This is a genomic window from Desulfallas thermosapovorans DSM 6562, assembly GCF_008124625.1.
In the GTDB taxonomy this organism is placed as follows: Bacteria; Bacillota; Desulfotomaculia; order Desulfotomaculales; family Desulfallaceae; genus Sporotomaculum; species Sporotomaculum thermosapovorans.
The window spans coordinates 1-26669 of sequence record NZ_VNHM01000012.1 but is presented as its reverse complement, the minus strand read 5'-3'; the positions used below and the strand labels follow the sequence as shown (position 1 = coordinate 26669).

The window sequence follows — 26669 nt, the reverse complement described above, 5'->3', positions numbered from 1 at the left end:
GTGCCAGGTGCTCCCAAGGTTGAAGGATTAAAATCTTTCAACTTTGGGAACCACCTAGCACCCGTGTGGGCATCGCAAAAGCCAGCCAACGTAGAAGTTATAAGTGGACAGCCCGGGCTATTTGAACAGCCCCTAAAACTTTCATTAAAGAACATAGTGTGATAATATTGAAATATTGTTGTTATATTACTAACAGTTATAACGTACGGGAGGAAGCAATGAAGGACCGCTATGAATTCAGGGAAATAGAAACCAGGTGGCAGCAAAAATGGGCGGAGCAGGATATGTATGCCGTGCCCGACTTTAGCGATCGCCCTAAATATTATTGCTTGGAAATGTTCCCTTACCCTTCGGGTAAACTGCACATGGGCCACGTGCGCAACTATTCCATAGGCGATGTGGTGGCCCGGTTTAAAACAATGCAGGGATTTAATGTGCTGCACCCCATGGGTTGGGATGCCTTTGGCCTGCCGGCTGAAAACGCGGCCATAAAACACGGCGCACTGCACCCCGCCCGGTGGACCATGGATAACATTGACTCCATGCGGGCCCAGCTTAAGCAATTGGGCATCAGCTATGACTGGAACCGGGAGGTGGCCACTTGCCACCCCGGTTATTATAAATGGACCCAGTGGTTGTTCTTACAGCTTTATCACCAGGGACTGGCCTATAAAAAGAAATCTGCTGTAAACTGGTGTCCTTCTTGCGCCACCGTGTTGGCCAACGAGCAGGTAAAAGAAGGTTCCTGCGAGCGTTGCTCCAGTGTTGTGGAAAAAAGGGAATTGGAGCAGTGGTTTTTCAAAATTACCCAGTATGCTGACCGGCTGCTGGCCGATCTCGATAAACTGGATGGTTGGCCTGACAAAGTTAAAATTATGCAGGAAAACTGGATCGGGCGCAGTGAAGGGGCCGAGATTACCTTCCAAATTGAAGGCATGGATGAAACCATCACGGTATTCACCACCCGCCCGGATACTATTTACGGTGTAACCTATATGGTACTGGCACCGGAGCACCCCCTGGTGGAAAAATTGATCGAGGGTAAACCCCAGGCCGGTGAAATCAGGGAATTTGTGCAAGAGGTGCGCAATTTAAGCGAACTGGCCCGTACCTCCACCGAGGCTGAAAAAATAGGTTTGCTCACCGGTGCATATTGCATTAACCCGGTAAATGGTGAAAAGGTGCCCATACTGGTGGCCAATTACGTGCTGTTGGAGTACGGTACCGGCGCCGTGATGGGGGTCCCGGCCCATGACCAGCGGGACTTTGAATTTGCTCGCAAGTATAACCTGCCCGTGCGGGTGGTTATAGAGCCTGAAGGGGTTACCCTGGATCCCGCCACTATGTCCGAGGCTTACGCCGGCGAAGGATTAATGGTTAATTCCGGACCCTTTAACGGTACCCCGAACCGGCAGGGTATTACTGATGTAATTAAATACCTGCAGGAAAAAGGAGTGGGTGCCGGCCGGGTCAACTACCGCCTGCGGGATTGGCTTATCTCCCGGCAGCGCTACTGGGGCGCCCCCATTCCCATTATTTATTGTGACAAGTGCGGGGTGGTACCGGTGCCTGAAAAGGATTTACCGGTGCTCTTGCCCATGGACGTGGCCTTTAAACCCACCGGTCGTTCTCCGCTGGAGGACCATGCCGGTTTTGTTAATACCACCTGTCCCGCCTGTGGTGCCCCGGCGCGACGGGAAACCGACACCATGGACACCTTCATGTGTTCTTCCTGGTATTACTATCGTTATACCAGTCCCAGGGACGAGGACAATGTTTGGGATCCCGGCAAGGTAAGGTACTGGCTGCCGGTGGATCAGTACATCGGTGGGGTTGAACACGCTATCCTACATCTGTTGTACAGTAGGTTCTTTACCAAGGTGCTGTACGACATGAAATTGATTGATAATGACGAGCCCTTTACCAACCTGCTTACCCAGGGCATGGTGCTTAAAGACGGGGCCAAGATGAGCAAATCCAAGGGTAATGTGGTAAGTCCCGAGGATATCGTGGCCACTTACGGTGCTGATACCGCCCGGCTGTTTATCCTGTTTGCTTCACCCCCCGAGCGGGATCTGGAGTGGAGCGACCAGGGAGTGGAGGGTTGCTACCGCTTCCTTAACCGGGTATGGCGACTGGTGGCGCCGCTGGGCGATACACTTACCTCCGCTGCGCCCCCGGACCGGGCCAGCAATTTGGTGGGGATTAATAAGGATATGCGCCGGGTGACCCACCTGGCCATTAAAAAGGTAACTGAAGATGTGGGCAACCGGTTTAATTTTAATACAGCGGTCAGTGCCATCATGGAACTGGTGAACGCCATGTACCAGTACCGGGATTTACCCGAATGCGACCGCAATGACGGGGTACTGCGCGAGGCGGTGGACGCCCTACTGCTGCTCTTGGCTCCCTTTGCCCCCCACATCACCGAGGAGTTGTGGAATTTAACCGGTCATGAAGGCAGTATTCATGCCCAGCCCTGGCCCCGGTACGATCCCGAGGCCATTGTTGAAGATGAAATCACCATTGTGATACAAATTAACGGTAAGGTTCGGGAACGACTGTTGGTACCTGCGGACATTAAGCCCGATGCTATGCGGGAACTGGTTATGCAGCAGGAAAAAGTAAGGGAACTCATCGGTGACAAAAAGGTGGTTAAGGTGATACCGGTGCCCGGTAAGCTGGTCAATATTGTGGTTAAATAATATCCGGTGGTTCATTTGAGTTCACTATATATGGTTTATGCAATAAAATATGACAATATAAGACGGGTGATATAATACTGAGAAGGGCGGGATTGCTCAAAAAAGCAACCCCGCCCCCTTGACTTTAATAGCGGTAATTTATTTAAAAACTTTATGTCACGAAGTTACATCCATTAAAGTCTGCTGCCATGTACCGGGGGATACCCGGCGATATTTGCGGTTTTCTATTACACAGTCTTGACCCGGCACGGCCTTTTTTTGCAGTACATCAGGTCCCCGGTGTCTAATTACCCGGTAAAATGCCGCTAAATGTTGCGGTGTGATATTGCTGTCCACTTCTTTGCAAAACACCCAAATGATTTCGGGTACTTTAATTAACACGGCAGGTGTCAGCAAGGCACCGGCCAATTGTCTTATTTCGTCCTGCAGGTTTACCGGGCCATCCACATAATTACCCTCAAATACGTCCATTAAAGTTGTGTGCCGGCCAGCCATATATATGGGACCGATAACATTGCTAACGTTAACCAGCGCCTTTTGGTCAATAATAATATAGGCAGTGATGGAACTGCCAAACAATGTTTCCATGCGCCGGATAAGTTTTTGGGGGCCATGCTTTAGATAGTATTCAGCCACAGTAGTCGATTGTCTGGAGTCCAACCATGTGTATACCGGCACCGATATAATGCCGATGGGACCGTCCCGGTTCAACGAAAAAGTTAAGTTGACTGCCTTTAATCTGGTGCCGTCGGTCCAGAAAATGATCACGCTTTCAGGTGTTTCATCGTTATCTTGTCTGGCCAGGGCGCTACCAGGCTTACTTGTGTTAACACAGAGCAACACAAATAGCATCACCGCTAAGGCTTTGATGGGTTGCAAATATCAATATCCCCTTTGCTGCAAAGATCTTGCGCTTCATAATCGGTCCTTTTGAACAGTCTTTGCAAAATAATGGCTGATATTAATATTTATGTGTTTTTTTTAATTTTTTATGCCGGGATAATCAGGTGAAAAACTGAACCGGGGGGTTGGAACTAAAATTTTTTGTACACTGGCCTTTTGAGGAGCGAAACAGGTCCTTGTATAAACGGTCAAAGTCATTGATGGACATGCATATGTAACCATCTGTATTGGCCAGAGAACCATTGACAAAGAAGTTAAAAAAAACATGGTTTTTAGTCAGTGTAACTATGGAAAGCTGGTATTTGTTGGAGAGCATATAGAATCACTCCCTATAAAATATTTTGAAATATTGTTCACTTTATTATTTTATTTTAGTTCATAATAGCCAATTAGTCCATAGTTATTTTAAATAAGTTCAAAATAATTACTGATTAAAATGGCCTTGACACTTTCTTGGCCCGCGTATATACTATTTAAAGTTGCTTTAATATGCTAAATAGATAACGAGGTAAAGTAGGGAGGTTTTTACTGTTATGAGTGCTAAATTGCGACTGGGGTTACCCAAGGGCAGCCTGCAGGAGTCCACGTTCCAGTTGTTTAAAAGGGCGGGGTTCAATATTTCAGTGCGCAGCCGCTCTTATTATCCGTCTATAGATGACCCGGAAATTGAAGTGGTGCTGATGCGGGCACAGGAGATTCCCCGCTATGTAAATGAGGGGGTACTGGATGCCGGCTTAAGCGGGCTGGATTGGATTTTGGAAAATGAGGCCGATGTGGTGGAAGTGGCCGATTTGGCCTATTCCAAACAGACCACCAACCCTATTCGTGTGGTGGTGGCGGTGGCGGAAAATAGCGGTATAAAAACTATAAAAGACCTCGAGGGGAAACGCATAGCTACCGAGCTGGTGCGGCTGACCCGCAACTATCTGGCAAAAAACGGTGTTACGGCCTCTGTGGAATTTAGTTACGGGGCCACAGAGGTTAAAGTACCGCAATTGGTGGATGCCATTGTTGATATTACCGAAACGGGTAGTTCCCTGCGGGCAAACAAGCTCGAGGTGATTGACACCATTTTAGTGTCCACCACCCGGCTGCATGCCAACCACAAAGCTTGGGCCGACTCCTTCAAAAGGGAGAAACTACAGAACCTGGCGGTGCTGCTGCTGGGTGCGCTGCGCGCTGACTCCAAAGTGGGTTTGAAAATGAATCTCCCCAAGGATAAACTGGAAGATATACTGGCTATACTGCCAGCTATGAAACACCCCACGGTATCGCAGCTTATCAACAGCGATTGGGTGGCTTTGGAGGCCGTGTTGGATGAAAAACAGGTGCGCGAATTGATTCCGGCGCTGCGCCGGGGGGGAGCCCAGGATATTATCGAGTATCCACTGAACAAAGTCATTCCTTAAGGATATATCAATGGACGTACTGATAAAGTACAGAGGAGGAGTTTTCATGTCCTTCTCTGTTTTTTTATTGCTTAATATATTAAAATAAAATAGAGAAGTGGTGGAAAAATAATAAATATAGCTTAAAAATGCAATTCCAACTTTCAACTTTCAACACCCGGCACCATAAATTAAAGTAAACTTTTAATCAAAGGGGAGTAGTACATTTGATTCCGCTCAGGGACAGCGTTAAATCACAGTCATTTCCCATAGTGAATTTGACCATCATAGCTCTAAACGTGCTTATTTATCTTTGGGAGGTAAGCATGGAACCGTACCTCCTAAACCAGGTATATTATACCTTTGGTCTGGTGCCGGTCGAAGCGTTAAATGCCGTTTTTACCGGGTCCTCCTTGACACCGGTATTGGTTAGTTTTGTCACTTCCACCTTTATTCACGGTGGCTGGCTGCATGTGATCAGCAATATGCTTTTTCTATGGGTATTTGGCGACAATGTAGAGGACCGGCTGGGACATTTTAAATACCTGCTGTTTTACCTGGCGGCCGGGTTTGCAGGCGGTCTGGCGCATATAATCAGTGACCCTGTTTCCACTGTTCCCGTGGTCGGGGCCAGCGGTGCGGTGGCCGGGGTGCTGGGCGCGTACATTATAGCTTTCCCCCGCTCCCGTATACTGGCCCTGGTGCCCATTATAATTATTTTTACTCTAATGGAAATCCCGGCGGTGGTTTTCATTGCCATCTGGTTTATTTTGCAGTTGTTCAACGGTGTGGCTTCCCTGGGTGGCACCGCCGATACCGTGGCCTATTGGGCCCATATAGGTGGCTTCATCATAGGGGCGGTATTGATAAAAACCATGTCCCCACGGGTACGGGGCTATTTCCGTCCCTAAATATCAAATTCGGCATTTCATTTAAGGAGATGATGTTTTTTGGCCAGACAAATTAGACGTTTATATCGTTCCAGTCGCAATGCCATGCTGGGTGGTGTTTGCGGCGGTTTGGCGGAATACCTTGGTGTGGATGCCGCCCTGGTGCGGTTGGTTTACGTGGTGGTTTCCATAGCTTCCGTTGCGTTTCCCGGTATCCTGGTTTATATAATTGCTTGGCTGGTTATCCCCCGGGATTTCTAACCCTCACCCTTTTTGAAAACACCTTGTAACTCCTTTCCTGTATAGTGTTTCCCAATAAATTACTATTATATCAAATCTTACCATGTCCTACCGCATGCCTACAGGTAATATGCGGCATTTGTTATTTGAATTATGAACAAATGCTTAAAAAATACTTGACATATGTTTATAACTCTATTACTATATTAATCATAAGGGGTATATATTCAAAACAGATTTGGAAGATCAGGAGGGGATAGCGTTGTGCCGCGGCCGCGTAAAAGACGACGGGTAGGGTTTATGCCGAAGGTCACGTATTTCCAGCCGGTGGGGCTTGATGAACAAATCCGGGAAGAGCTCATTACTGTGGATGAAATTGAAGCCTTGCGATTGAAAGATGTGGAGGGGCTGGACCAGGAGGATTGTGCTGAACTTATGGGCGTTGCCCAGAGTACTTTTCAAAGGATTTTAACAGCGGCCAGAAAAAAGCTAAGTACAGCTATTTTGAATGGCAAAGCCATACGCATAGAGGGTGGGGATTATAAACTGGTCCCTTATAAATTGGAGTGCCGTAATTGTGGCCATGACTGGATGAAAACCAATTGGTCCTCTGCAGATAATGCAGCCAAATGTCCCCGGTGCGGTGGCAAAGGAAAAGGATGGCGGGGCCGTTGTAGTGATTAGCTACACTACAATAAATTAAATTAGGAGGCAATCAATATGAAAATAGCAATCGCAGCAGACCAGGGCCGGGTAGCCCAGCACTTTGGCAAATGCCGGGAGTATGCTGTTTTTGACGTGGTGGACGGGCGTGCGGGAAATTTATCCTATATTCCCAACCCGGGGCACCAGCCCGGATTTTTGCCTAAATATTTAAAGGGACTTGATGTGGATTGTATCATTGCAGGGGGTATGGGGCAAAAGGCTTTAAACTTATTTGCCGAAAACAATATCCAGGCTATTGTGGGTATTTCCGGCGAAGTTAAACAGGTTGTGGAGGATTACGTAAATGGTAAGCTGGTGCCGGGGGCGAGCTTGTGCACCCATCCAGATGGCCGGCACCATAATTGCGACGGCCATTGTTAGTCCAAAAGGTTAAGTAAAATTATAATCTACATCTCATGAAAGGAGGTGAAACTTAATGCCAAGAGGTGGTTTTGGTTTTGGACCCGGTATGGGCTTTGCGAGGGGGTCTGGTTTTGGCCGCGGTACCAGGGGCAATTGGGGTGCCAACTGCCGTGTATTCCCGTGGATGCCCCGGCGCTGGTGGGCAGGCTATAATTTTCAAGCCGACACCCCAATGCCGGTGGCGGTAAATTCCCCGCAGGAAAGTGAATATTTGCAAAACCAGGCTCAATTTTTAAAGGCCCAACTACAAGCCGTTGAAAAGCGTCTGGAACAATTGGTTAAAAAGGATGCCGAAAAATAATATATAATCGTGCGTGGTGTATGTAGCTATGACTAACCTGGTTTTCTTATGAACAAGCCGCCTGATAAACTGGCGGCTTGTTATTTAGTATGTATAATTATATGGTTTGGAGGTGCATGATATGGGTAATCAAGCTGTTTTTTTTTCGCGATGGTAAAAAAATGAAGCATACTAATAAAAATCAACAGACTAAAAATATTATCGAAGATTAAGTTAAAGGGAAATAAAAAGTTAATCAGTTTTTAGAAATTATAAATTGCTACGGTAACATTAAAGATAAAAGTAAAAATAAAGGGTAGTTATTTGATAATTATATAATATTCACAGTATAAGTAAAATTAAAGTTTAGAATTATTTTAAAAGATTCACTTTGTTGTTTTAGGTTTACGAAATTTAAGGTAAAAGATATAATGTACATAATCAATACTAGCAATATTTTCAAGGGCAATTAAAAACTACAAGTGTTTTACGATTATTGAGCACATTAGTCAGATGGCGAGGTGAGGATAGTGATTGATCTCACAAGTATGAGCAAGCCACAATCTGTGGCGGTGGTGGGGGCTAGCCCAAAACCAGGGAAAATCGGCCATACTATTTTAAACAACGTAATCAGCAGCGGGTATGGCGGAAAAATATTTCCCATCAATCCTAAGGAAGAGGAAATAGCAGGTTTAAAAGCATATGCCTCTGTTTCCGAAGTGCCCCAACCGGTGGATTTGGCGGTTATTGCCGTACCTGCGGCCCGGGTGCTGGATGTGGCCCGTGATTGCGGGCAGGCCGGGGTAAAAAGCCTGGTGGTAATTACAGCCGGCTTTAAGGAAGTTGGTGCCGAGGGTCTGGAACTGGAAAAACAGTTGGTGGAAACCTGTCGTAAACATGGTATGCGCATGTTGGGACCGAACGTTGTGGGTATTATCGACATGCATACACCGTTAAATGCATCCTTTTCAGCCACATCCCCCCAAAAAGGCGAAATTGCCTTTTTATCCCAAAGCGGTGCTATGCTGGTAGCCATTTTGGACTGGAGCACACAGGTGGGACTTGGTTTCAGTAAGGTGGTAAGTTTAGGTAATAAAGCTGATTTGTCTGAAATTGAGTTTATCGAAGACGCTGCCGCCGATCCCAATACCAAAGTAATTTTATGTTATATTGAAGATATAGTGGACGGGCCGCGATTTTTAGATGTAGCCGCCCGGGCTGCGCGTCAAAAACCTGTAATTGTAATTAAATCAGGAACCAGCCAGGCCGGTGCCCAGGCAGCGTCATCCCACACCGGCGCGCTGGCGGGAAGCGATCTGGCCTATGACGTGGCTTTTCGGCAGTGCGGTATCATCAGAGCCCACAGTATGACGGAGTTGTTCGATCTGGCCGTGGCCTTTGCCAAGGCACCTGTGCCAAAGGGCAACAGGGTGGCTATCGTTACCAATGCCGGCGGCCCGGGGATTATTACCACGGACAATGTGGAGGCCAAGGGACTGCAAATGGCCCGTTTTGATAAGGACACCATTGAGGAGTTACGGGCTAACCTGCCGGCGGAGGCAAATATTTATAACCCTGTGGATGTGTTGGGCGACGCCAAAGCGGACCGGTATAGGTTTGCACTGGAAAAGGTTTGTGCCGACCCAAATGTGGATAGTGTGGTGGTGTTGGTTTGCCCGGTGGGGGTCACCCAGCCTGTTGAAACCAGTGAAGCCATACTGGAAATGTGTAAAAAGTTCCCCGAAAAACCAATTTTTGCAGCATTTATGGGAGGTGAAAGCCTGGCCGGCGGTGCTTCCATGCTGGCTAAAGCAGGTGTACCTTGTTTTACGTTCCCCGAGCCGGCTGTTGCTTCCATCAGCGGTTTGGTCAAGTATAACGAGATACTGGAAACCCCCCGGGATGATGGTACCAATGGTTTGCCCAGTTTTGATTGTAAAGGTGTCAAGGCCATATTTTACGATGTTATTAAGGATAACCGGTTAGTGCTGCTGGGCAGTGAAGCGGCGGAGGTAGCCAATTGTTACGGTATCCCGGCGGCGCCGGTGGTATTGGCCACATCCCCGGAGGAAGCCGCCGAGGAAGCCGATAAAATGGGGTATCCGGTGGTATTGAAGGTAGCCTCGCCCAAGATATTACACAAAACTGATGTCGGCGGGGTAAAAATCGGCCTGAAAACGGCGGAGGAAGTACGCCAGGCTTTTACTGAAATAATGGATAATGTGCACGGCTATATGCCCCAGGCAGTGATATACGGTATCGAGGTACAAAAAATGATGCCCAAGGGAACCGAGTTGATCATTGGTATGACCCGGGACGTTCAGTTCGGGCCACTAATTGGCTTTGGATTGGGTGGGATTTATGTAAACCTGCTTAAAGATGTTACTTTCCGCTTGGCACGGGGGCTTAATACCCGGGAGATTGAACAGATGCTGCGGGAAACCAAAGCCTATACTTTGCTGCGGGGGTATCGCGGTGAAAAACCCCGGGATATAGAGGCTTTAGTGGATACTATCAGACGGGTGGCGGCCCTGGTCAATGATTTTCCGGAAATCGCTGAAATGGACATTAACCCGGTATTTGCTTACGAAAACGGGCTTTCTGCCCTGGATATAAAAATCACCATATCGTGAGGTGTTTGTGATGAAAAACCTGTTTATCATGGGTAATGCCGACAGTGGTAAAACAGCGGTTACCCTGGGCCTGGCGCAGAAGTTTAAGGAACTGGGCCACCGGGTGGGCTACTTTAAGCCGATAGATAACGGCAGAAAAACCGCCACCGGAAAGATGCCCGGCGGTGATGCTGTCCTGATGAAAAACGTGCTGGGTTTGGAAGCGACCCTGGGGGAAATTAACCCGGTTAAAGCGGGACCATCCTATCTTGCCGGTGCGGATAGCTCGTTTAACATGCAGGAAATAAAAAAGGCTTATGAGGAAGCCGCCCGTAATTGTGACATTATGTTGATTGAAGGGGCTGTCCACCCTTATGTTCTATCTGCAGTGGGGTTGGATTCGGTAACTTTGGCCGGAGAATTAAATGCCCCGGTGATTACGGTGCAAAAGGTACACGACGATTACAGCTTGGACATGGCCGTTTTTTACAACCGTTACGTTACCGGTCGTCAAGTGACTCTCCTGGGTACAGTTTTTAACAATGTACAGCGCCAGATGCTGGCCAAAACCGAGGGAATTTTTTGCCCGGCCATGGAGCAGGCGGGTTTTAAAACCCTGGGTATTATACCCAGCCGGCCGGAGATATCTTCTCCCACTGTGGATGCGTACCGGGAGACGCTAGGCGGTGAAGTTTTGGTTGGTAATGAGCACATGGACCGGCTGGTGGAAGATGTGGTGGTGGGAGCCATGACCATGGATAGCGCACTCGCTTATTTCAGGCGATCGGCTAATAAAGCCGTAGTTATAGGCGGGGACCGTTCGGATTTGGCCCTGGCTGCCCTGGAAACCCATACCTCGGCGCTCATACTCACCGGTGGTCTTTACCCTGACGTGCGGGTGCTGGCCCGGGCGGGTGAAAAGGGCGTACCCGTTATACTGGCCTATCAGGACACATACACCGTTATTGAAATGATCGGCCAGGTAGCCAGGCACTTAAAACCCAGCGACCGGGAAGGAATAGCTATAACTTTGGACAACATTAACCAATACTGCCAGTGGCAGCATATAATGGACGCTTTGTAGAATTACGGTTAATATTTCAGGCCCCCTTTGCTTTAAGGGGGCCTGAAGTGTTTTGGGGGCTTGCGCCTTTTTACCGCCGTAGTTGATTGATGTGGTTTTGGGCGGCTTCGGCAATTTGTTTTTGCACCTGTTCTCTGGCCGGTGCCGGTATGTTTTCATTAACTGGGATGTTGTTATAGTTAGCCTGCCGGTTATACTCCACCACGCCGTCACCCAGCAGGCGCCCGCTTTCTACTACCCGGTAATGCACGATATAGCTGGGATCCGCGGAAAGGTCTTTATCCACCCTGGTTTCAATCTTCAAGGTCACTTTTATAACCCCCGTTTTTTTGACATTATTATTTACCCGTCATGGCATGTTTATAGGTATGCTTTGAATCATTACAATCACAACCTTTGGTGCCGGGTGTTTTCAACACCCGGCACCAGCGGAGATACTGGAAATAGTAGAAGGATTGAAGAAATGGCAAAAGGATTGGAGTGTCTATTGTAGAAAGCTAATACCGGCAAGAAAATAATTTTATATGTTGATAGAGGGGGATACAAATTGCCTTTACTGCGGGCTGAAGGTAGGGAGTTTGATTGCGATGCCATACTGCTGGATAAGGACGGTACTTTACTCGATTTTAAGACAATGTGGCTCCAGTGGTCCGGGTACGTAATTGAGGAGATTTTAACCGTCTTGCGTAACGGTGTACAGCGCAAGGATCTGGAGCACGCCATGGGTATAGATTTAACTGCGTGGCATGTGGACCCGCACGGACCGCTGGCCGGGGGCACCATGTCCGGTTTAGGCAAGGCTCTGGTGCAAGTTTTGCGGAATTACCGTGTGGCTGAAGCAAGTGCCCGGGATTTGGTGGCCCGGGTGTTGGAGCGCTCTGAAACGGCCATGGATTGGGGGTCCCTGGCCAAACCGCTGCCCGGGCTGCAGGAACAGCTTAAGCGGCTGCAAAGTAACAAATTCAAACTGGCGGTAGTAACTGCAGATCTGACCCAAAGGGCTAAAATCTCTCTGGTTTCACTGGGGCTGATTAAATATTTTGATGTTGTTATCGGGGCTGATTTAGTGGCTAAAACCAAACCCGCTCCGGACATGGCGCTTTTGAGCTGCCGCTTGCTAAACGTGGCACCGGAACGGGCGGTGGTTATCGGGGACACCCCCCGGGATATACAAATGGCTAAAGATGCAGGGGCCAGCGGTATCGGGGTGCTGTCGGGAGTATGTATCCGGGAGCAACTCAGCGCCGCCGGTGCTGATGCGGTAATCAAGGCTGTGACCGATTTAAGATAAATTTAAGCCCCGTTTTCCATGGCCAGTTGTCCCTCCAGTTGATCCACAAACTGGCGGGCCGATCGAGGTGAACGCCCATTTTGCCACATGGACCAATGCAGGGCACGCTGGCGCAGTTCCTGTGGGGGAAGCGGCAGCCCGCGCTGCTCGGCCAAACCAACGGCAATTTTTAAAAAGGTCTCCTGGTCCGGGGTGGGGAAAATAACGGTAATGCCAAAGCGGTCAGCCAGGGACAGCTTTTCCTGCACCGAGTCCATGGCATGGATTTCCCCACCCGTGTTGTTTTTCACCCGGTCGGCAAAGGTTTCTTTAATTAAATGCCGCCGGTTGGATGTAGCATAGATAAGCACATTGCCGGGCCTGTCTTCAATGCCCCCTTCCAACAATGCCTTGAGGTCTTTAAACTCGGTTTCATTTTCTTCAAATGACAGGTCGTCCACAAACAATATAAAACGGTGTTTATTATGTCTCAGCTCTTGAACAATGGAATGGTAATCCGGCAATTGCTTTTTGGGTACTTCCACCAGGCGTAGCCCCTGGGACCAGTATTCATTGAGTAGCGCCTTGACAGTTGATGATTTACCGGTACCCCTGTCGCCATAAAGCAGCAGGTTGTTGGCGGGGTAGCCATTTAAAAACTGTCGTGTATTTGCAATTACTTGTTCACGGATATCGGTGTATTCAAATAAGCCGTTTAATTTAATGGGGTCCGGTCTATCCACCCCCTGTAAAATGCCGTTTTGCCATTTAAAGGCGATAAAACGGCCGAAGATACCGCAGCCGTAGGTGGCATAATAATGGGCCAGCTGTTCCGCCAGCTTGTCCCACCGGCGGGCGGCCGCCAGTTCCCTTTTCATTTGTACGCGCCGGTTATGTAAGCCGGATTGTTCCCCGGCCGGTGGACGGGGGGCCGTCCACCGGGGTAACGGGGGCCGGTGGGTTACCGGGAAGCAATTGTCCAGTACCTCTATAGTGGCGTTGTGTATATCTTGGACGCTAATTTCAAACAAGCACTGCAATATGGATAAATCCCAGTGGACAGCGGCTTTAAATACGGTATAATCGCCCCCCGGTGTATAGGCCGCCCGGCTAAAGGGATTAACGTCGCTCAGGATTAGCTCCAGCAGGTGATTTTGCCAGGCATCGCTACTGGTCAAGGGGTTCTGGGTCATGGCCAGCATGTGGTACACCCTGCCATAACTGTGGACGGGGTGGATGGTGCCGGTTGGATTGGCCAGTGCCAGAAGGTGTTCAATTACCGATTTGACTATAGGATCTTTTAAAATATTTCGGTAAACCGTCAAGCCTGGTAAAGCTTCAATGACTGGTTGAAAATTTAACATGATAAACCTCTTTTCACTCCGCACCGCGGATTAAATAACTGTTTCAGAGAAAGCCCCTTTTATTTTTCCAATAACGGGCGTATTGTTCAAAATGAACGCCTCCGGGGCGCCATTCCCGGTTGCTTTGTTCCTCGGTTTTATATATATCACTCCATAACCCCAGCTCATCCTTGATGATTTGTCTTACCTTTTCGTCCCGGGGGATATGGGTATATACGCATAGCACCGAGTGTTTTATATAAGGGCATGGATCATGGCGGGGATTTTTATTGGCGAATTTGGCCATATTAATTTTGCCCTGATCGGCCAGTTTATTTAATTGGGGGGAGAGATCCCGAAAAAGACCGGCACTTCCCTCGTAAATCCACTTGCCGGCTACTTTATTGTTTACGTTGGGTGCAAATATGTAGGTCCAAACGGTGCCCACCTGGATCATTGATATTCCCCTTTTTATAGCAATACTTTACTTAATTATATTATAAAGACATTTGTCAAGTGGACTGGTGACAATTCCATTATACAATTCCCGCATTATTAAGGGATGATGGCAATATAAAATTAAATAATGGTGAGGAAAGAAATTGAATGGTGTTGATAACAATTTGATCATTAATATCGGACCTGGTGAAGCCGGGTGTACGGTGGAAAACCTGTTGCGGAAAAAAAGGGGATTTTCCCGCGCGCTGGTTCGCGGACTTAAAACGCGGGGACAGGTGCTGGTTAACGGTGTTCGGGTGTATATGCGCGACAAGGTGAAAGCCGGCGATGTGCTGACCGTGTGTTTTCCGAAGGACGATAGTACGGAATTGGAACCCGAAAATATACCACTGGAAATCCTCTATGAGGATGCCGACGTGCTGGTTTTAAACAAGCCCGCGGGGATGCTCGTGCACCCGGTGCGCCATGAACAGCACGGCACCCTGGCTAATGCCGTACTGTTTCACTGGCAGCATAAAGGGGTAAAGGCCCGTTTCAGGCCGGTTTATCGCATAGACAGGAATACATCCGGCATTGTGCTGGTGGCCGGGAACAGCTATGCAGCTCAGCAGTTGGCCCGGCAGCTTGACACCGGTGTGCTGCGCCGCCGCTATCTTGCTGTGGCAGAGGGTACGCCGCCCCGGCGCCGGGGAACCATTGATTTGCCACTGGCCTTAAAACCGGGCAGTGCGGCCAGGTGGACCGTGGATCCCGGTGGTAAGCAGGCGGTAACGCATTTCCAGTTGATCAGCAAACTTATGGGGGCGTCCCTGCTATGTCTGGAATTGGAAACCGGGCGTACGCACCAGATTCGGGTGCATATGAGCCATATAGGATGCCCCCTGGTGGGTGACGAACAATACGGTGGTGACACCGAAAGGCTTGGCCGGCAGGCTCTGCATGCCGCAACCATTGACTTTTGTCATCCCCGTACCGGCGTTCCGGTGCGCATAAACTGCCCGCTTCCAGCGGATATGCGCGGCCTTATCAAAAGCCTGTCAATAAATTGAAATGAAAGAAGCCTTAGTTGTCTTGATAAGTGCCAGGTGTTAGTACCGGCCCAACCGCTAGTACCAATTAAATAAAAATATTAAAGTTACCGTAATGCCCACCAGGCAGGTAACGGATAATGCAGCACCAATACGGAACAGCTTTTTTAACAGTACAAGCTCGTTTTCTAAATTATTGAACCTTTCGTTTACCTCCAGGGAAAGTTTTTGGGTATCCAGTTCAACTGCCTGTTTTAATGCAGCGATTTCCTTTTCCAGGGAACCAAATTTTTTTTCCGTTGGCGCAAACAGCCCGTTTTTGAGGGATCGAGCCAGTGATTGGGTTACTTCCCCGGGGGCTGCTTCTTTGTTCAAGTCATAAAGCTTGGCCATGTTTACGCCTCCCCGGCGGCCTGGTTAATGGCATCTCTGAGGGCGGAAAGAACCAGTAAAGGGATCTCTTCAATTTTTTGTTCCAGGCGGTCAACCCGCTCCTTTAAATCCGCTATGCCTTCCCGGTCCTGTTTTTTTAGCTCCTCCAGTAAATTCAGCAGCCGGCTGTTTTCGTCCAGTACCGGCTGCACAAATTTACCCCGCAAACCCGCCAGGATGTCGGTTAAAATTTTTTGCATTTCATCGTTTTGACCTTTAAGCATAAACCTTCCCCCTTCTTTATATTTTTTTCAAGGCCCGGTTGAAGGTCTCCAGAAAATTATATATTTCCCTGGCTCTGTGCTCGTTGACCATCCGGGCCAGCTCTTCAATCAGGTCGCGTTTTATTTCCTGACCGGTGCTGTCGCTTATTTCCTTGATTATTTTGCGCAGCCTTTCGTCCAGTGCTCTGGCGTTTTGCATCCTTGCTCCCTCCCGGGTTAGGGCACAATCCACGGGTGCAGGTGTTCATACCTGTCACCGCTGGATGTTGCCGAAGATGTCATTTTCTAATTTATTAATTTCAGTAATATAACGATGTGCAGCCATTAAAGCCGCAGGGGATACCCCGGGGTGTCCGGGTTTTGGTGCATGTAACTTCAGTTGGCTTTCAATGTGGTGTTCCATTTTTTTAATGGCTGAATAAATATACTTCTCCTCTTCAGTAATGTACTGGTTTAGGATTTTGCGGGCCCGGTTTAAATTGAACTTTTTGTTTAGCAGTTCCATAGTGCCATTTTTCAAGCCGGTGGTGTCTAACCCGGCAAAGGTGAACCCGTCCGTGTAAGCGCTCCACCTGGCCAGAAAACCGGTTAAAGACGAGTTTATGCTCGCGAACATGTCCCGGCAGGAAGGTACGGGCACAGATTTGCGGGATAACCCAAAAAAACCTTTCCTGATTGATTTTTGCCCCTCCAGAAATCCGCGAAAATCTTCCCGGGTATCAAAAGAAGCTATTTTCCCTCGCCAGTGTTCGATTTTTTGCTTTATTTCCAACTGCAGGGTTTGAACTTCTTTTCGCAGCGCGGTCAACTGCCGGTCCGTGTCGCTGCCGGATTGATTTGTATTTTGGAGCACTGTGCCGGGCAGGGCGTTTCTAAATGCCAGCAAAAACTCCCGGTAGTTATCGGTACAGCGAAGCTCCCAAATGCGTTCTTTTAAATGCTGTATCAAGCGGGAAAAGTTTGTTTTGTCACGCCCGTTCAGGCTGTTCAGGGCGGAAAGGAAATGAATGCTGCCTGATGCCGCTTTGCCTGAAGCGACCAGGTTTTCCTGCAGGTAGTCGGATACTTTATTCCTTTCCAGATCGGTTAGCATATCGACAAAATTAACTACGATAAAGGTTTTACGGTCAGAGTGGTTTTTGTCTTGTATAGCCCGGCGAATCATTTCCCAAACGCCCATGTCGGGTTGAGTTAGAATATGTTTACCGTTCAAAAAAAAGAGGAAGCAATCCGACATTGGCAGGTAACGGGAAGCTATTTCCCGGTGGTGGTGGTAAACCGAATCCAGTCCCGGTGTATCCACGAAGGTGGCCAGGCGTAAGGGCTCCGCCGGGTGCTCTATGACAATATCCGCAACCCGCAGGGCCAGATGGGAGCCCAATATTTCAGCCAGTGCAGTTTGCCCGTCCGGTGTTTCCAGTGCCAGCACCCGGCTTGCCTCGTCCTTGAAATGAATAATGAAGTAATCAGCCAGTTGACTGGCCAAAAACTTTTGCCTGGAAATCTTTTTAAACAAGGATTTCCAGGGACGCCTGTGACCCGGAAATTCCCTTTTAACCCGGGCGAAAGATTTTTTTAACAGTTCTATTTCATCCAAAAGTTCCTCCGCTGTAACCTTTACCAACCGGCCGGTTTTACCTTTTTCCAGTGCATATATTTCTCCCAATAGCTTTGGGCTGGTTAGCCAGTGCTCCAGAGCGGCTAATTCATGTCTGCATAGTATGGCCTGGCCGTCTTCAAGGCGGTGGGTGGGTATAACCACCTGCCGGGAGTAGTTGATGGTGGCTTTCTTATTGTGGCCGTGTTTTAGCAGGGTGATGGCGGAAGTGGTGGGACGGTTTTCCGCGGGTAATATGGCTTCACCCATTAAAGCGTTAAAAAATGTGGACTTGCCGCTGGAAAAACCCCCTGCGGCGGTAACCAGGTAATTTTCCTTTTTCAGCCGGCCGTGCAATGACTCCAACTTTCTGATAGATGCGGAATATGGCGTAAAAGTCGGGTCGGCTATGGCCTGTTCCAGCAGCGTCAAAATTTTTTCCCGTATTGCCACCGGATCATGCCGGGGGCCGGTGCTGCTGTAAACCACCGGAGTGCCCCCGGGGTCAACTGCCGGGCGGACCGGTTTTTCAAGCAATGATTCTATCTGCTGTGTCACCGGAGGCAGAGTTTTGATTATGTTTTGACTGTGTAAGATTTGGCGTGCATGTTCCGCAGCCGGCCAAAATTGCACTAAAAAGTAGGTATCATTGTTTTCCCGCATGGACCGGTTAATAATGTCCGGTATTTTGCGGTCCAGCTCTTTTAGTTTACCGGTAATTTTTTGCAGGTTTAAAACCGCTGCCCGGTTTTCGATAAACAGGCGGAATTTACTAATATCTCCGTGGTCCAGGGTGTTAATGAAATGCACTGTTACTTCACTGCCACAGATTTGGCGCAAGACCCGGCGGGATTCCTCCAGCGATGTACCGTCAAAAGGACCCAGATTGCAGTTTAGCCAAAAAGAAATTTCCCCCGGGCGGTTGTTGGATAATAATTTTTGTATGTGCTGCCGGTCTGTTTCGTTAACCCCCCTTTGGTGCATTAAATACACAATATGGTCCAGGGCAGGAAAGCCCCCGGGCAATGATGAAGCTTCCTGCAAGGCATCCATGCCCGGTGTATCAATAATGTGCATTTTTTTTAACAGTTGGTGCTTGTGCCGTACCTCAACCCTGGTAATTTCAGACCCGTGGGGGGCTTTACGGGTCAAAAATCCGGCCAGTTCATCTACCGTTAATGTATGCAGCTGCCGGTCGGTAAAATATACCCGGGCCAGAAACCGCTTACCATAGCTGAATCTAACCGGTACCGGGGTGGCGGGTATGATATCCACCGGTGAAAGATTTTGCTCCAACAATTGATTAACCAGGGTGGACTTGCCGGAATTATAGGGTCCCATTACTGCCACGGTGGGCACTTCTTCCGGGGTCAGGTGGGTTTCGGCCAATTTGCCGGCTCCTGCTAAAAATTGTTCTATATTTTGACTTCGCATAGTAACCCTCCCTGATAAATATCCGGGAAAATATTACTTGCCCCGAAGGGATGTCCAAGCCTCCCTGTTGGAATATATTAATTAACGCAGAAAATTATGACTGAAAAAACCCGGCGAGATAAGCCGGGTTTTAATGTGGGCAATTCTTTATAACAAATTATTGGCGGCACCGGGTGCAGGGTACGGTATTAAGCGGGACAAAGATTCTTCCGCGTAGCGCTGTATTTCATCCGGGGACCAGAAAGACATGGCTTTGGAGGCTGTCAATTTAGCTCTGGGCATGGTTAGCCGGGCGATAATTTGCCGGGCTTGTTCCATGCGTTTAGGCGGCATCACCAGTTCATTGACTCCCATGGCTACCAAAAGCGGTATGGCCGGTAAAAGCCCGGCCAGCGGTGCCGTTACCGCTAAAGATTTGCGTCTTTTGCGCACCGCTCCGGCCAAATTGCTGATTTGAAATAAAAAGGACGGAGCGTAGTGGTGGAGCAAATCATTATTGCCACTGTAGCCACCTTCTTTGGCCATCAGTGTGTGCTGCTGCAATTTTTTACTGACGCTGAAAAACGATACCTCGAAGGAAAGCACCGAAGCCATTACCACCGCTGCCGGCACTTCCAGTTCAACGCCCAGGTCGGGCGAGGAACAGTGGATATTCCGGGCGGCAAAATCATGGTGTATGGTTCTTATAATATCCTTTACTTTAATGACCTCGGCCACATCGGCCACCATGGGCAGCAGCAGGCGAAAGTTCCCTTCGGCACAAGCCCTTACTATAGCTCGCAGTTGGGTTTCCAAAATGTCCGGCCGGGCCAGGCCCAGGCGCACGCCCCGGCAATCGTCCGGCAAACCGGCATTGCCCAGGGCGGTTATCATGCTTGGCGGGGCTTGCAGCAGCCGCACCGTCACCGGCCGGCCGCCCATTAAGCGACTGACCCGAAGCAGTGTGGCCAATTGTTCTTCCTCGTCAGGTAGACCGTCGCGGTCCATGTACATAAAATCCGTGCTTAGCAATCCGATGCCGTCTGCGTTTGAAGAGGCAATTATTTCCGCATCATCCACGGAGTAAGCGGGGGCATTTATTAATATGACCTGTCCGTCTTTGGTGTGCGTGTTTGGCCCGGTTGCGGTTGAACTCAAATGGAATCACCTTCCTGGTTAATTATGTGCTGCATATTTTATATCAATAACTTTCTAATTCGTCCAGCTGTCTTAATACATTGTCCTGGGAATAGTTAAAAAAGTCGGCCAGGTCATCTTCCACCTGCTCGGCGGCGATTTCTATCAGACGGGCTACCTTGTCTGTGTTAATATTAATGCGGTGCCTGGCGTACATTTGTATGCGGTACTTATCGGCCAGTGATTGGGCAGTGGCCTTGAAGACCTCAATATACCCGGGAAAGCCGGCGATTCTTGTTTTAAGTCCCTCTCCGCTGTAACCGGTTAGCCCGGTTAACAAATCTACAACTTGATCAATCAATTCCCGGTTGCCAAAGGCCTGGCGAATTGCACTTCCATAAGCGCCACGATTGCTGATACGCAATTCTATGCCCATTTCTACAATGTTATGTGCTTTCCACCAACCCATCTCGGGTGCGATATTACATGCCTCGATGGTTTGCTCTACCAGCGGGCGACCTTTTTCAAAGCAGTATCCGCGCTCGCAGCCAGGGTACTTTTCATCACCGAAATAATCAAGACCTTGAGGGGATATGCCGTGGGTGATAATGCCCCGGGCGAAATCGGCCAGGGCGTGATTTTCCTTCACCACGTGCAGCATTTTCTTGCCTAAACTGTGTGCCATGGTATGATTTATCCGGGCATTAATAATCATATCGGGGAAAAGACTGCCCAGGGTAATGGCGTCAGAGGTGCGTCCCAGCACCATTTCTGCGAAAAAAACATGAGTTTGCGGGAAAATAGTAATCTCCCCCCTTACTATAAAATGTGCTAATATAGTAATTGTTGTAAAAACAAACTTGTACTATATGGGTAATATATTTACGGAGGCATTGGCGTATGTCAAAGCAAACTTTTTTAAAGGCTTCCACAGTTCTAATGGTGTTGTTTGTGGCCAGCAGGGTGCTGGGCTTTGTCCGGGAGCAAGTGATTGCCGCCCTGCTGGGCACTACACTGCAGTCCGATGCCTTTGTAGTAGCAGCTACCATCCCCTTTACCCTTTCCACTATCATTGGCACTTCAGCGGGTAATGCCCTGCTGCCCCTGTATACAGATCGTTTACAAGATGACAAACGGGCTTATTTGGCTTCCACGGTCCTGTATATTGTGGGTGCCCTGGTTGCGGTACTGGCGTTGCTGGGTATGATCTTTACCCCGCTGGTGGTGGATTTGCTTGCTCCCGGCTTTACCGGCGAGGCCAGGCGTACCGCATTGTTATGTACTCAAATAATGCTTCCTTCAACAGTATTTCTCACCATGGGCTTTATAGCCAAGGCAGTGCTCAACGCTCACCGGGAATATGCCGTACCCGCCATGGCACCGGTATGGCAAAACGTGATTTTTATATTGCTAGTTTTCCCACTGGGCGGGCTTTTGGGACCGGGTCTGGCCTGGTGCACCCTGGCCGGGGCACTGGTATTTTACCTGTATAATTTGCCGGCCATGGTGCGGTTTGGTATCCCCTGGCGTCCGCTTTTGAACACCGGTGACCCGGATGTGCGCAGAGTATTGTTAATGTCCATACCGGTAATTTTAACCACCCTGGCCAACCGGGGCTTTATATTTGTAGATCGCTGGTTCGGTTCCCACCTGGTGGAAGGTAGTATTGCCGCCTTGAATTTTGCCAACCGGATACGGGAACTGCCCTATGGTTTATTTGTCGCCGTGGTATCCTCGGTGTTGTTTCCGGCTCTGGCAGCGGCCGTCAAACGCAGGGACGGGCGGTTGCTGCGGGACAGAACAGCCATGGGCCTGCGCCTGGTGGCACTGGTAACCTACCCCAGTATAACGCTGCTGGTGGTGCTGGCTGTACCGGTGGTGCGGCTACTTTTTGAACGCGGTGCCTTTGATGCCACCGCCACCGCCGCCACCGCCATGGCACTAGGTTATTACGCCTTTTCCGTAGCCGCCATGTCGGCAAGCTCGGTGCTTACTTATACATTCTTAAGCATGCGTGACGCTTTGTTACCACTCTGGGGAGGGCTGGCCGGACTGGTAGTTAATATACTGCTGGATTACCTGCTGGTGGACCGGATGGGTCATGCCGGCCTGGCATTGGGTAATACTGTGGGGTCCTTTGTTACCGCTGCGCTTTTCCTGTTATTTTTATACCGCCGTTTACCGGGTTTTGACTGGACCCGGCAATTTGTGGACCAGCTAAAGATAGTCGCCGCCACACTGGTTTTTGCCGGTGTATTGTGGCTGGTCAGCGGGTATGCCGGGTTGTTTAATGCGCATTTGTCCCTGTTGGAGCAGCTTTTAGGTATGGTGCTGGCAGTGGGGGCTGCGGGAATTGCTTATTTGGTGTTGTTAATATTACTGAATGTGGAAGAGACTGCTCCGCTCAGGCAAAAGTTTATTAAATAATAAAATGGTATTGTGCAAAACATAATATTATAATATAGTATTTTGCAAAAAACACTTGGGGGATATGCAAATTGAAAGAAACATCAAAATATGAAGAACCCGCAAGGTTATTAAAGGCGCTTGCTCATCCCACCCGCCTGTGTATTGTAGCCGGGTTAATAAATGACAGCTGTAATGTTAACAAAATGAAAGAATGTTTGGAACTGCCGCAATCAACGGTATCCCAGCAATTGGCCATATTGCGGGCCCAGGGTATTGTAGACGGGGAACGCCACGGTACCGAGGTTTTTTACAAAGTGGCCAATGAACAAGTAAAGGAAATAGTTAAGGTTCTACTGGGTGAGGATGTTATCAATTTTAAGCAGGTTTAAATAAATCTTTATATCCGAATTTATCATTGTTTTTATTATAGAGATGAATTTCTAAGCCGGGTTGCCTGCCTGGTTAATTTTTAGCTGTGGGCCAAGCCCGGCTTAGGGCATTTCCATTCAAATAACTGAATTTTTTGCCCTGCCAGGTATCCTCCGCTTCGAGCAATCGTTCAAGCTCAGTTTTTATCTTCCACCAGCTGGTATCCCAATTGCAAAAAAGTACTTCGCTGCGGGGTCCTTTGCCCACCAGGCGCTGGATTACGGTATTCGGGTCCAGGTATTCCAAAAAGGTAATAATACGTCTAACGTATTGTTCCAAAGTTATCAATTTAATTTCACCGCGTTCATACATGTTGCCCAGTTGGGTGCCGCGGACAATATAAAGTGAATGTAGTTTGACGTACTGGATACCCAGGGCGGATATAATTTTAGCGTTTTCAATTACATCATGCATATTATCCCAGGGTAAATTCAATATCAAATGGGTGCATATTTCAAAATTGCGGCGGTGGATACGCAGCACCGCATCGATAAATTCAGCCAGGGTATGCCCCCGGTTGATCTTTTGCAGTGTATGATAGTTAACCGTTTGCAACCCCAGTTCGATATTAATGTCAATATTTTTATCGGCCTGTACCTGGGAAAGTATATCCAGATATTCTTCGCTGATACAATCGGGCCTGGTGGACACTGAGATGCCCACGATGTCATCTTCTGCAGCCGCACATTTAATGTTGGCGGCAAATTGCTCCGGGGGCAGGTAGGTGTTGGTGAAGGCCTGGAAATAGGCAATATATTTATTCGCGTTAAACCGCTGGCGGAAATACTCTTTATTCTGTCTTAGCTGCTCTGTGACCGACAGTTTATTGGGCAGGGCGTCAAATCCGGAGCCCTGCTCGTCACAAAAAATGCAGCCGCCGTATCCAAGGGTTCCGTCCCGGTTGGGGCAAGTGCCCGGTAAATTAACCGGTAGTTTATATACTTTTTGTCCGAATTTCTTGATTAAGTGCCGGGAATATATATTATACCTGCTGTTTTCTTTGCACATAAGATTCACCGTTTTATTTGGGTCTTGATAATTTACCCAAATTTTATCACATGCATGGCAAAACCAAAAGGAGCAAATAGGAGTAAATAATGTGCAAAAAAAGCCGCGGAAAACGCGCGGCTTTCTTAGATACCACTCGAAAAAGTACGTATAATTAATATCTCGGTGGTGCCAGGTGTTGAGAGGTTGAAAGTTTTTTTATTTTGAGCCTTTCAACACCTGGCACCAAACCTTGATTTTCAAACAGTCTCTATTAATAAAGACGTATGCTATTATTCAGGAACTTTAATCCGCTACATAGGCTGCGGTAACGCTGCGGTACAAGTTATCCCGGTTTATGCCTGTCCAGGTGATTTTAGGCACGCTGCCGGATTCCCGCTTGGCCATGTACAGCACCAGGTCCAGCACCCGGCAGGAGTAACCCCACTCGTTGTCGTACCAGGCCAGTACTTTAACCAGCTTGCCATCCATCACAATGGTGGAAAGGGCGTCCACAATTGAAGAATGGGAATCGCCGTAGTAATCTTTGGATACCAAGGGTGCATCGCTGTAAGCCATAATTCCTTTCAATTCGCCTTCGGCGGCCCGCCGCAGCGCGTCGTTGATCTCTTCAACTGTGGTGGACCGTTCCAAGACGGCTACAAAATCTACTACGGACACGTTGGGGGTGGGCACCCGCATGGCCAAACCATTTAACTTGCCCTGCAGGTCGGGGATAACCAGCCCAACGGCTTTGGCGGCTCCCGTGGTGGTGGGTATTATAGACATACCAGCGGCCCGGGCCCTGCGTAAATCCTTGTGGGGCAAGTCCAGTATCTGCTGGTCGTTGGTATAGGAATGCACTGTGGTCATCATACCGTTTTTAATTTTAAACTGCTGGTGCAATACTTTAACCACCGGTGCCAGGCAGTTTGTGGTGCATGAGGCATTGGAGACAATATTGTGTTTATCTGGATCATAATCATTATGGTTAACCCCCATGACAATGGTGGCATCCACATTTTTACCCGGCGCGCTGATGATCACCTTTCGTGCTCCGGCCCGCAGGTGCGCGGCTGCATCTTCCCCCTTGGTGAAACGCCCGGTTGATTCAACTACCATGCCCACGTTTAAATCGCCCCAGGGCAGGGCTCCGGGATCCTTTTCCGCCAGAACCTTGATTTTCTTGCCGTTTACGGTAAAGCCGTCCTCTATGACTCTTACGTCGGCATCCAGGACGCCGTGTACAGAATCATATTTTAACAGGTGGGCCAGCGTTTTGGCATCTGTTAGATCGTTAACCGCCACCACATCCACTTCCGGGTTGTCGAGCGCCGCTCGGAAAACATTGCGACCGATGCGACCGAAACCGTTGATACCTATTTTGATGGTCATAAATACGGCAACCCCTTTCTCTTTACCTAAAAATATTTTACATGCAGCTAGTTTTTCCGCCAGGCTAAAAGGTATGAATGTCAAAGTGTTCTCATGGAAGCGGGCAATTCCGCAGTATCCTAATGCCGGCAAAGTGTTATATTTCAGCCTCTGGTGTTTTTTATTATAAGTATAAATTATATTATATTTATTGAAAAGTAAATGACATATTTCACAAACCGGAGTTTGGTTATAGGGAGGTTACCGTTATAATAACTATTATTCTTTTCAGTTTATTTGGTATAATATAGTTGTTTTTTCAGTTAACACAAACTAGAGGGGGATAAATAATGGCGGATATTAATCTCAGTGATGAAATTGCTGTAAAAATAAAGGACGATCCTTTCCCCAACTATCTGGGGGTGGAAATTATCAAGGTTGCGCCTGGTTACGCCAAGGTATCCTTAAAGGTGCAGGAGCATATGACCAATATACACCGGATTACCCACGGCGGTGTGGTTTTCACTGTTGCAGACGTGGCACTGGGCAATGCCAGCAACTCCCACGGGCCGGCGGCGGTGGCTATGAATGTTAACATAAACTACATGCGGCCCAGTAAACCCGGAGATGTTTTAATAGCCACTGCGGAGGAGGTTCATTTGGGCAGGCGCACGGCACACTACAGAATAACTGTAGAAAATGAGCAGGGAAAACTGGTTGCTACAGTGCAAGGGTTGGTGTTTAGGGAAAACAAATAGGCCAGTAGTTATAATAAACTATTTTTGCTCCCATCGCTTATAGTGATGGGAGTTAAATATGAGTACACTTTCCGTTTAGTTGGAAAATTATTACTTTATTTCATCTAATAAAATATACCTAAATTTACCTGTTGCATCAATGCCCCCAAAATGATAACATAACAAATGTCGCCTCTACGGCGGCGGCGTAAAAAACTAAGTCAGGGCAATGGTGGCAACGGCAGTAGAACTACCGAGCTAACCACAAATTGCCATTGACACGAACGGACAAAAAGTGATACAATACAATTCCGGTCGCGAAAACGACCACACGGTCCTTGAAAACTAAACAGTGCAAAGAGATGTAAAACGGACGCTGGTCGCAGTTGGTCAAAAAAGACCGAAAAAGCGACGGCGGCCAAACCAAACCTCGTCAAGCGAAAGCTTAAGCGAGTAATTCATTAAACGAGTCAAAGATTAAATTTTTCATAAAACTTTTATGGAGAGTTTGATCCTGGCTCAGGACGAACGCTGGCGGCGTGCTTAACACATGCAAGTCGAACGGGGTTTAACGAGAAGCTTACTTTTTGTTAAACCTAG

Annotated in this window: 26 protein-coding genes and 1 rRNA gene; 15 read left to right on the top strand and 12 right to left on the bottom strand. The window is 48.4% G+C overall.

All coding sequences use genetic code 11. The annotated features are described in order from the left end of the window. The first annotated feature begins 218 nt into the window (after positions 1 to 218). The gene (gene leuS / locus LX24_RS10735) at positions 219 to 2705 is read left to right on the top strand and encodes a leucine--tRNA ligase (protein WP_166512159.1); all 2487 of its coding nucleotides are present in this window, start codon (positions 219 to 221) and stop codon (positions 2703 to 2705) included. Positions 2706 to 2861: 156 nt separating this feature from the next. Here leuS and LX24_RS10730 read toward each other — a convergent pair whose 3' ends face one another. After that, positions 2862 to 3584 carry an LCP family protein gene (locus LX24_RS10730; protein ID WP_166512158.1) on the bottom strand — a complete coding sequence of 241 codons (723 nt, stop codon included), beginning with the start codon at positions 3582 to 3584 and terminating at the stop codon, positions 2862 to 2864. Between the two features lie 557 nt (positions 3585 to 4141). Between LX24_RS10730 and hisG the strand changes: the two genes are divergently transcribed. The 8 genes from hisG to LX24_RS10690 all read left to right on the top strand — a co-directional run bounded on the left by hisG (position 4142) and on the right by LX24_RS10690 (position 11230). Further along, positions 4142 to 5017, top strand: a complete 876-nt coding sequence (hisG, locus tag LX24_RS10725) for an ATP phosphoribosyltransferase (protein ID WP_166512157.1) — start codon at positions 4142 to 4144, stop codon at positions 5015 to 5017. A 206-nt stretch (positions 5018 to 5223) separates the two neighbouring features. Continuing rightward, entirely contained in the window at positions 5224 to 5907 is a 684-nt protein-coding gene (locus LX24_RS10720; protein WP_166512156.1) for a rhomboid family intramembrane serine protease, read from the top strand. Between the two features lie 39 nt (positions 5908 to 5946). Beyond that, entirely contained in the window at positions 5947 to 6147 is a 201-nt protein-coding gene (locus tag LX24_RS10715) for a PspC domain-containing protein (protein ID WP_166512155.1), read from the top strand. Positions 6148 to 6390: 243 nt separating this feature from the next. Then, positions 6391 to 6810: a DUF134 domain-containing protein gene (locus LX24_RS10710; protein ID WP_166512154.1), complete on the top strand. Its 420-nt coding sequence runs from the start codon at positions 6391 to 6393 to the stop codon at positions 6808 to 6810. Between the two features lie 36 nt (positions 6811 to 6846). Further along, on the top strand, positions 6847 to 7212 hold the full coding sequence (locus tag LX24_RS10705) for a NifB/NifX family molybdenum-iron cluster-binding protein (RefSeq protein ID WP_166512153.1): 366 nt from the start codon (positions 6847 to 6849) through the stop codon (positions 7210 to 7212). A gap of 55 nt (positions 7213 to 7267) precedes the next feature. Beyond that, a complete protein-coding gene (locus LX24_RS10700) occupies positions 7268 to 7555 on the top strand; it encodes a DUF5320 domain-containing protein (RefSeq protein ID WP_166512152.1) in 288 nt (95 codons plus the stop codon). Positions 7556 to 8064: 509 nt separating this feature from the next. Next, positions 8065 to 10167 (top strand): acetate--CoA ligase alpha subunit, encoded by a 2103-nt coding sequence (gene acs, locus LX24_RS10695; protein ID WP_166512151.1) that lies wholly within the window; start codon positions 8065 to 8067, stop codon positions 10165 to 10167. Positions 10168 to 10177: 10 nt separating this feature from the next. After that, positions 10178 to 11230, top strand: coding sequence for a phosphotransacetylase family protein (locus tag LX24_RS10690; protein WP_166512150.1), 1053 nt, complete (start codon positions 10178 to 10180; stop codon positions 11228 to 11230). A 70-nt stretch (positions 11231 to 11300) separates the two neighbouring features. On the opposite strand, the gene LX24_RS10685 is transcribed toward LX24_RS10690, so the two are convergent. After that, positions 11301 to 11540: a hypothetical protein gene (locus LX24_RS10685; protein ID WP_166512149.1), complete on the bottom strand. Its 240-nt coding sequence runs from the start codon at positions 11538 to 11540 to the stop codon at positions 11301 to 11303. 237 nt (positions 11541 to 11777) lie between these two features. Here LX24_RS10685 and LX24_RS10680 point away from each other — a divergent pair, with 237 nt between their 5' ends. Continuing rightward, entirely contained in the window at positions 11778 to 12521 is a 744-nt protein-coding gene (locus LX24_RS10680; RefSeq protein ID WP_166512148.1) for an HAD family hydrolase, read from the top strand. A 2-nt stretch (positions 12522 to 12523) separates the two neighbouring features. On the opposite strand, the gene LX24_RS10675 is transcribed toward LX24_RS10680, so the two are convergent. Further along, a complete protein-coding gene (locus LX24_RS10675) occupies positions 12524 to 13864 on the bottom strand; it encodes an ATP-binding protein (protein WP_166512147.1) in 1341 nt (446 codons plus the stop codon). 43 nt (positions 13865 to 13907) lie between these two features. Next, the gene (locus tag LX24_RS10670) at positions 13908 to 14300 is read right to left on the bottom strand and encodes a hypothetical protein (protein WP_166512146.1); all 393 of its coding nucleotides are present in this window, start codon (positions 14298 to 14300) and stop codon (positions 13908 to 13910) included. Between the two features lie 145 nt (positions 14301 to 14445). Here LX24_RS10670 and LX24_RS10665 point away from each other — a divergent pair, with 145 nt between their 5' ends. Further along, positions 14446 to 15351: an RluA family pseudouridine synthase gene (locus tag LX24_RS10665; protein WP_166512145.1), complete on the top strand. Its 906-nt coding sequence runs from the start codon at positions 14446 to 14448 to the stop codon at positions 15349 to 15351. Between the two features lie 57 nt (positions 15352 to 15408). Here the strand turns inward: LX24_RS10665 and LX24_RS10660 are convergent, their stop codons facing one another. The 6 genes from LX24_RS10660 to LX24_RS10635 form a co-directional block, all read right to left on the bottom strand. Next, positions 15409 to 15723, bottom strand: a complete 315-nt coding sequence (locus LX24_RS10660; protein ID WP_166512144.1) for a hypothetical protein — start codon at positions 15721 to 15723, stop codon at positions 15409 to 15411. A gap of 2 nt (positions 15724 to 15725) precedes the next feature. Beyond that, complete coding sequence (locus tag LX24_RS10655) at positions 15726 to 15986, bottom strand: hypothetical protein (protein WP_166512143.1); 261 nt, start codon at positions 15984 to 15986, stop codon at positions 15726 to 15728. A 16-nt stretch (positions 15987 to 16002) separates the two neighbouring features. Continuing rightward, positions 16003 to 16185, bottom strand: coding sequence for a hypothetical protein (locus LX24_RS10650; protein ID WP_166512142.1), 183 nt, complete (start codon positions 16183 to 16185; stop codon positions 16003 to 16005). Between the two features lie 54 nt (positions 16186 to 16239). Then, positions 16240 to 19017, bottom strand: coding sequence for a dynamin family protein (locus LX24_RS10645; protein ID WP_166512141.1), 2778 nt, complete (start codon positions 19015 to 19017; stop codon positions 16240 to 16242). A 147-nt stretch (positions 19018 to 19164) separates the two neighbouring features. Further along, entirely contained in the window at positions 19165 to 20154 is a 990-nt protein-coding gene (locus tag LX24_RS10640) for a putative PEP-binding protein (RefSeq protein ID WP_166512140.1), read from the bottom strand. A 43-nt stretch (positions 20155 to 20197) separates the two neighbouring features. Next, positions 20198 to 20902 carry a hypothetical protein gene (locus tag LX24_RS10635; protein ID WP_243131710.1) on the bottom strand — a complete coding sequence of 235 codons (705 nt, stop codon included), beginning with the start codon at positions 20900 to 20902 and terminating at the stop codon, positions 20198 to 20200. Positions 20903 to 21033: 131 nt separating this feature from the next. On the opposite strand from LX24_RS10635, the gene murJ reads away from it, so the two are divergent. Both murJ and LX24_RS10625 read left to right on the top strand, forming a co-directional pair. Then, positions 21034 to 22560, top strand: coding sequence for a murein biosynthesis integral membrane protein MurJ (gene murJ, locus LX24_RS10630; RefSeq protein WP_166512139.1), 1527 nt, complete (start codon positions 21034 to 21036; stop codon positions 22558 to 22560). Positions 22561 to 22631: 71 nt separating this feature from the next. After that, positions 22632 to 22931, top strand: a complete 300-nt coding sequence (locus LX24_RS10625; protein WP_166512138.1) for an ArsR/SmtB family transcription factor — start codon at positions 22632 to 22634, stop codon at positions 22929 to 22931. A 73-nt stretch (positions 22932 to 23004) separates the two neighbouring features. Here LX24_RS10625 and mnmL read toward each other — a convergent pair whose 3' ends face one another. Both mnmL and gap read right to left on the bottom strand, forming a co-directional pair. Next, entirely contained in the window at positions 23005 to 23979 is a 975-nt protein-coding gene (gene mnmL / locus LX24_RS10620; RefSeq protein ID WP_166512137.1) for a tRNA modification radical SAM protein MnmL/YtqA, read from the bottom strand. Positions 23980 to 24264: 285 nt separating this feature from the next. Continuing rightward, a complete protein-coding gene (gap, locus tag LX24_RS10615; RefSeq protein ID WP_166512136.1) occupies positions 24265 to 25353 on the bottom strand; it encodes a type I glyceraldehyde-3-phosphate dehydrogenase in 1089 nt (362 codons plus the stop codon). Positions 25354 to 25682: 329 nt separating this feature from the next. Here gap and paaI point away from each other — a divergent pair, with 329 nt between their 5' ends. Further along, positions 25683 to 26090 carry a hydroxyphenylacetyl-CoA thioesterase PaaI gene (paaI, locus tag LX24_RS10610; RefSeq protein ID WP_166512135.1) on the top strand — a complete coding sequence of 136 codons (408 nt, stop codon included), beginning with the start codon at positions 25683 to 25685 and terminating at the stop codon, positions 26088 to 26090. Positions 26091 to 26565: 475 nt separating this feature from the next. Next, a 16S ribosomal RNA gene (locus LX24_RS10605) occupies positions 26566 to 26669 on the top strand; the annotation flags it as partial.

What these genes read in the sequence shown, in the direction of transcription:
- leuS (WP_166512159.1), top strand. Translation starts at nt 219, where the DNA reads ATGAAGGACCGCTATGAATTCAGGGAAATAGAAACCAGGTGGCAGCAA.
- hisG (WP_166512157.1), top strand. Translation starts at nt 4,142, where the DNA reads ATGAGTGCTAAATTGCGACTGGGGTTACCCAAGGGCAGCCTGCAGGAG.
- LX24_RS10705 (WP_166512153.1), top strand. Translation starts at nt 6,847, where the DNA reads ATGAAAATAGCAATCGCAGCAGACCAGGGCCGGGTAGCCCAGCACTTT.
- LX24_RS10700 (WP_166512152.1), top strand. Translation starts at nt 7,268, where the DNA reads ATGCCAAGAGGTGGTTTTGGTTTTGGACCCGGTATGGGCTTTGCGAGG.
- LX24_RS10690 (WP_166512150.1), top strand. Translation starts at nt 10,178, where the DNA reads ATGAAAAACCTGTTTATCATGGGTAATGCCGACAGTGGTAAAACAGCG.
- LX24_RS10675 (WP_166512147.1), bottom strand. Translation starts at nt 13,864, where the DNA reads ATGTTAAATTTTCAACCAGTCATTGAAGCTTTACCAGGCTTGACGGTT.
- LX24_RS10670 (WP_166512146.1), bottom strand. Translation starts at nt 14,300, where the DNA reads ATGATCCAGGTGGGCACCGTTTGGACCTACATATTTGCACCCAACGTA.
- LX24_RS10660 (WP_166512144.1), bottom strand. Translation starts at nt 15,723, where the DNA reads ATGGCCAAGCTTTATGACTTGAACAAAGAAGCAGCCCCCGGGGAAGTA.
- LX24_RS10655 (WP_166512143.1), bottom strand. Translation starts at nt 15,986, where the DNA reads ATGCTTAAAGGTCAAAACGATGAAATGCAAAAAATTTTAACCGACATC.
- LX24_RS10650 (WP_166512142.1), bottom strand. Translation starts at nt 16,185, where the DNA reads ATGCAAAACGCCAGAGCACTGGACGAAAGGCTGCGCAAAATAATCAAG.
- LX24_RS10645 (WP_166512141.1), bottom strand. Translation starts at nt 19,017, where the DNA reads ATGCGAAGTCAAAATATAGAACAATTTTTAGCAGGAGCCGGCAAATTG.
- LX24_RS10635 (WP_243131710.1), bottom strand. Translation starts at nt 20,902, where the DNA reads ATGGTGCTGGGACGCACCTCTGACGCCATTACCCTGGGCAGTCTTTTC.
- murJ (WP_166512139.1), top strand. Translation starts at nt 21,034, where the DNA reads ATGTCAAAGCAAACTTTTTTAAAGGCTTCCACAGTTCTAATGGTGTTG.
- mnmL (WP_166512137.1), bottom strand. Translation starts at nt 23,979, where the DNA reads ATGTGCAAAGAAAACAGCAGGTATAATATATATTCCCGGCACTTAATC.
- gap (WP_166512136.1), bottom strand. Translation starts at nt 25,353, where the DNA reads ATGACCATCAAAATAGGTATCAACGGTTTCGGTCGCATCGGTCGCAAT.
- paaI (WP_166512135.1), top strand. Translation starts at nt 25,683, where the DNA reads ATGGCGGATATTAATCTCAGTGATGAAATTGCTGTAAAAATAAAGGAC.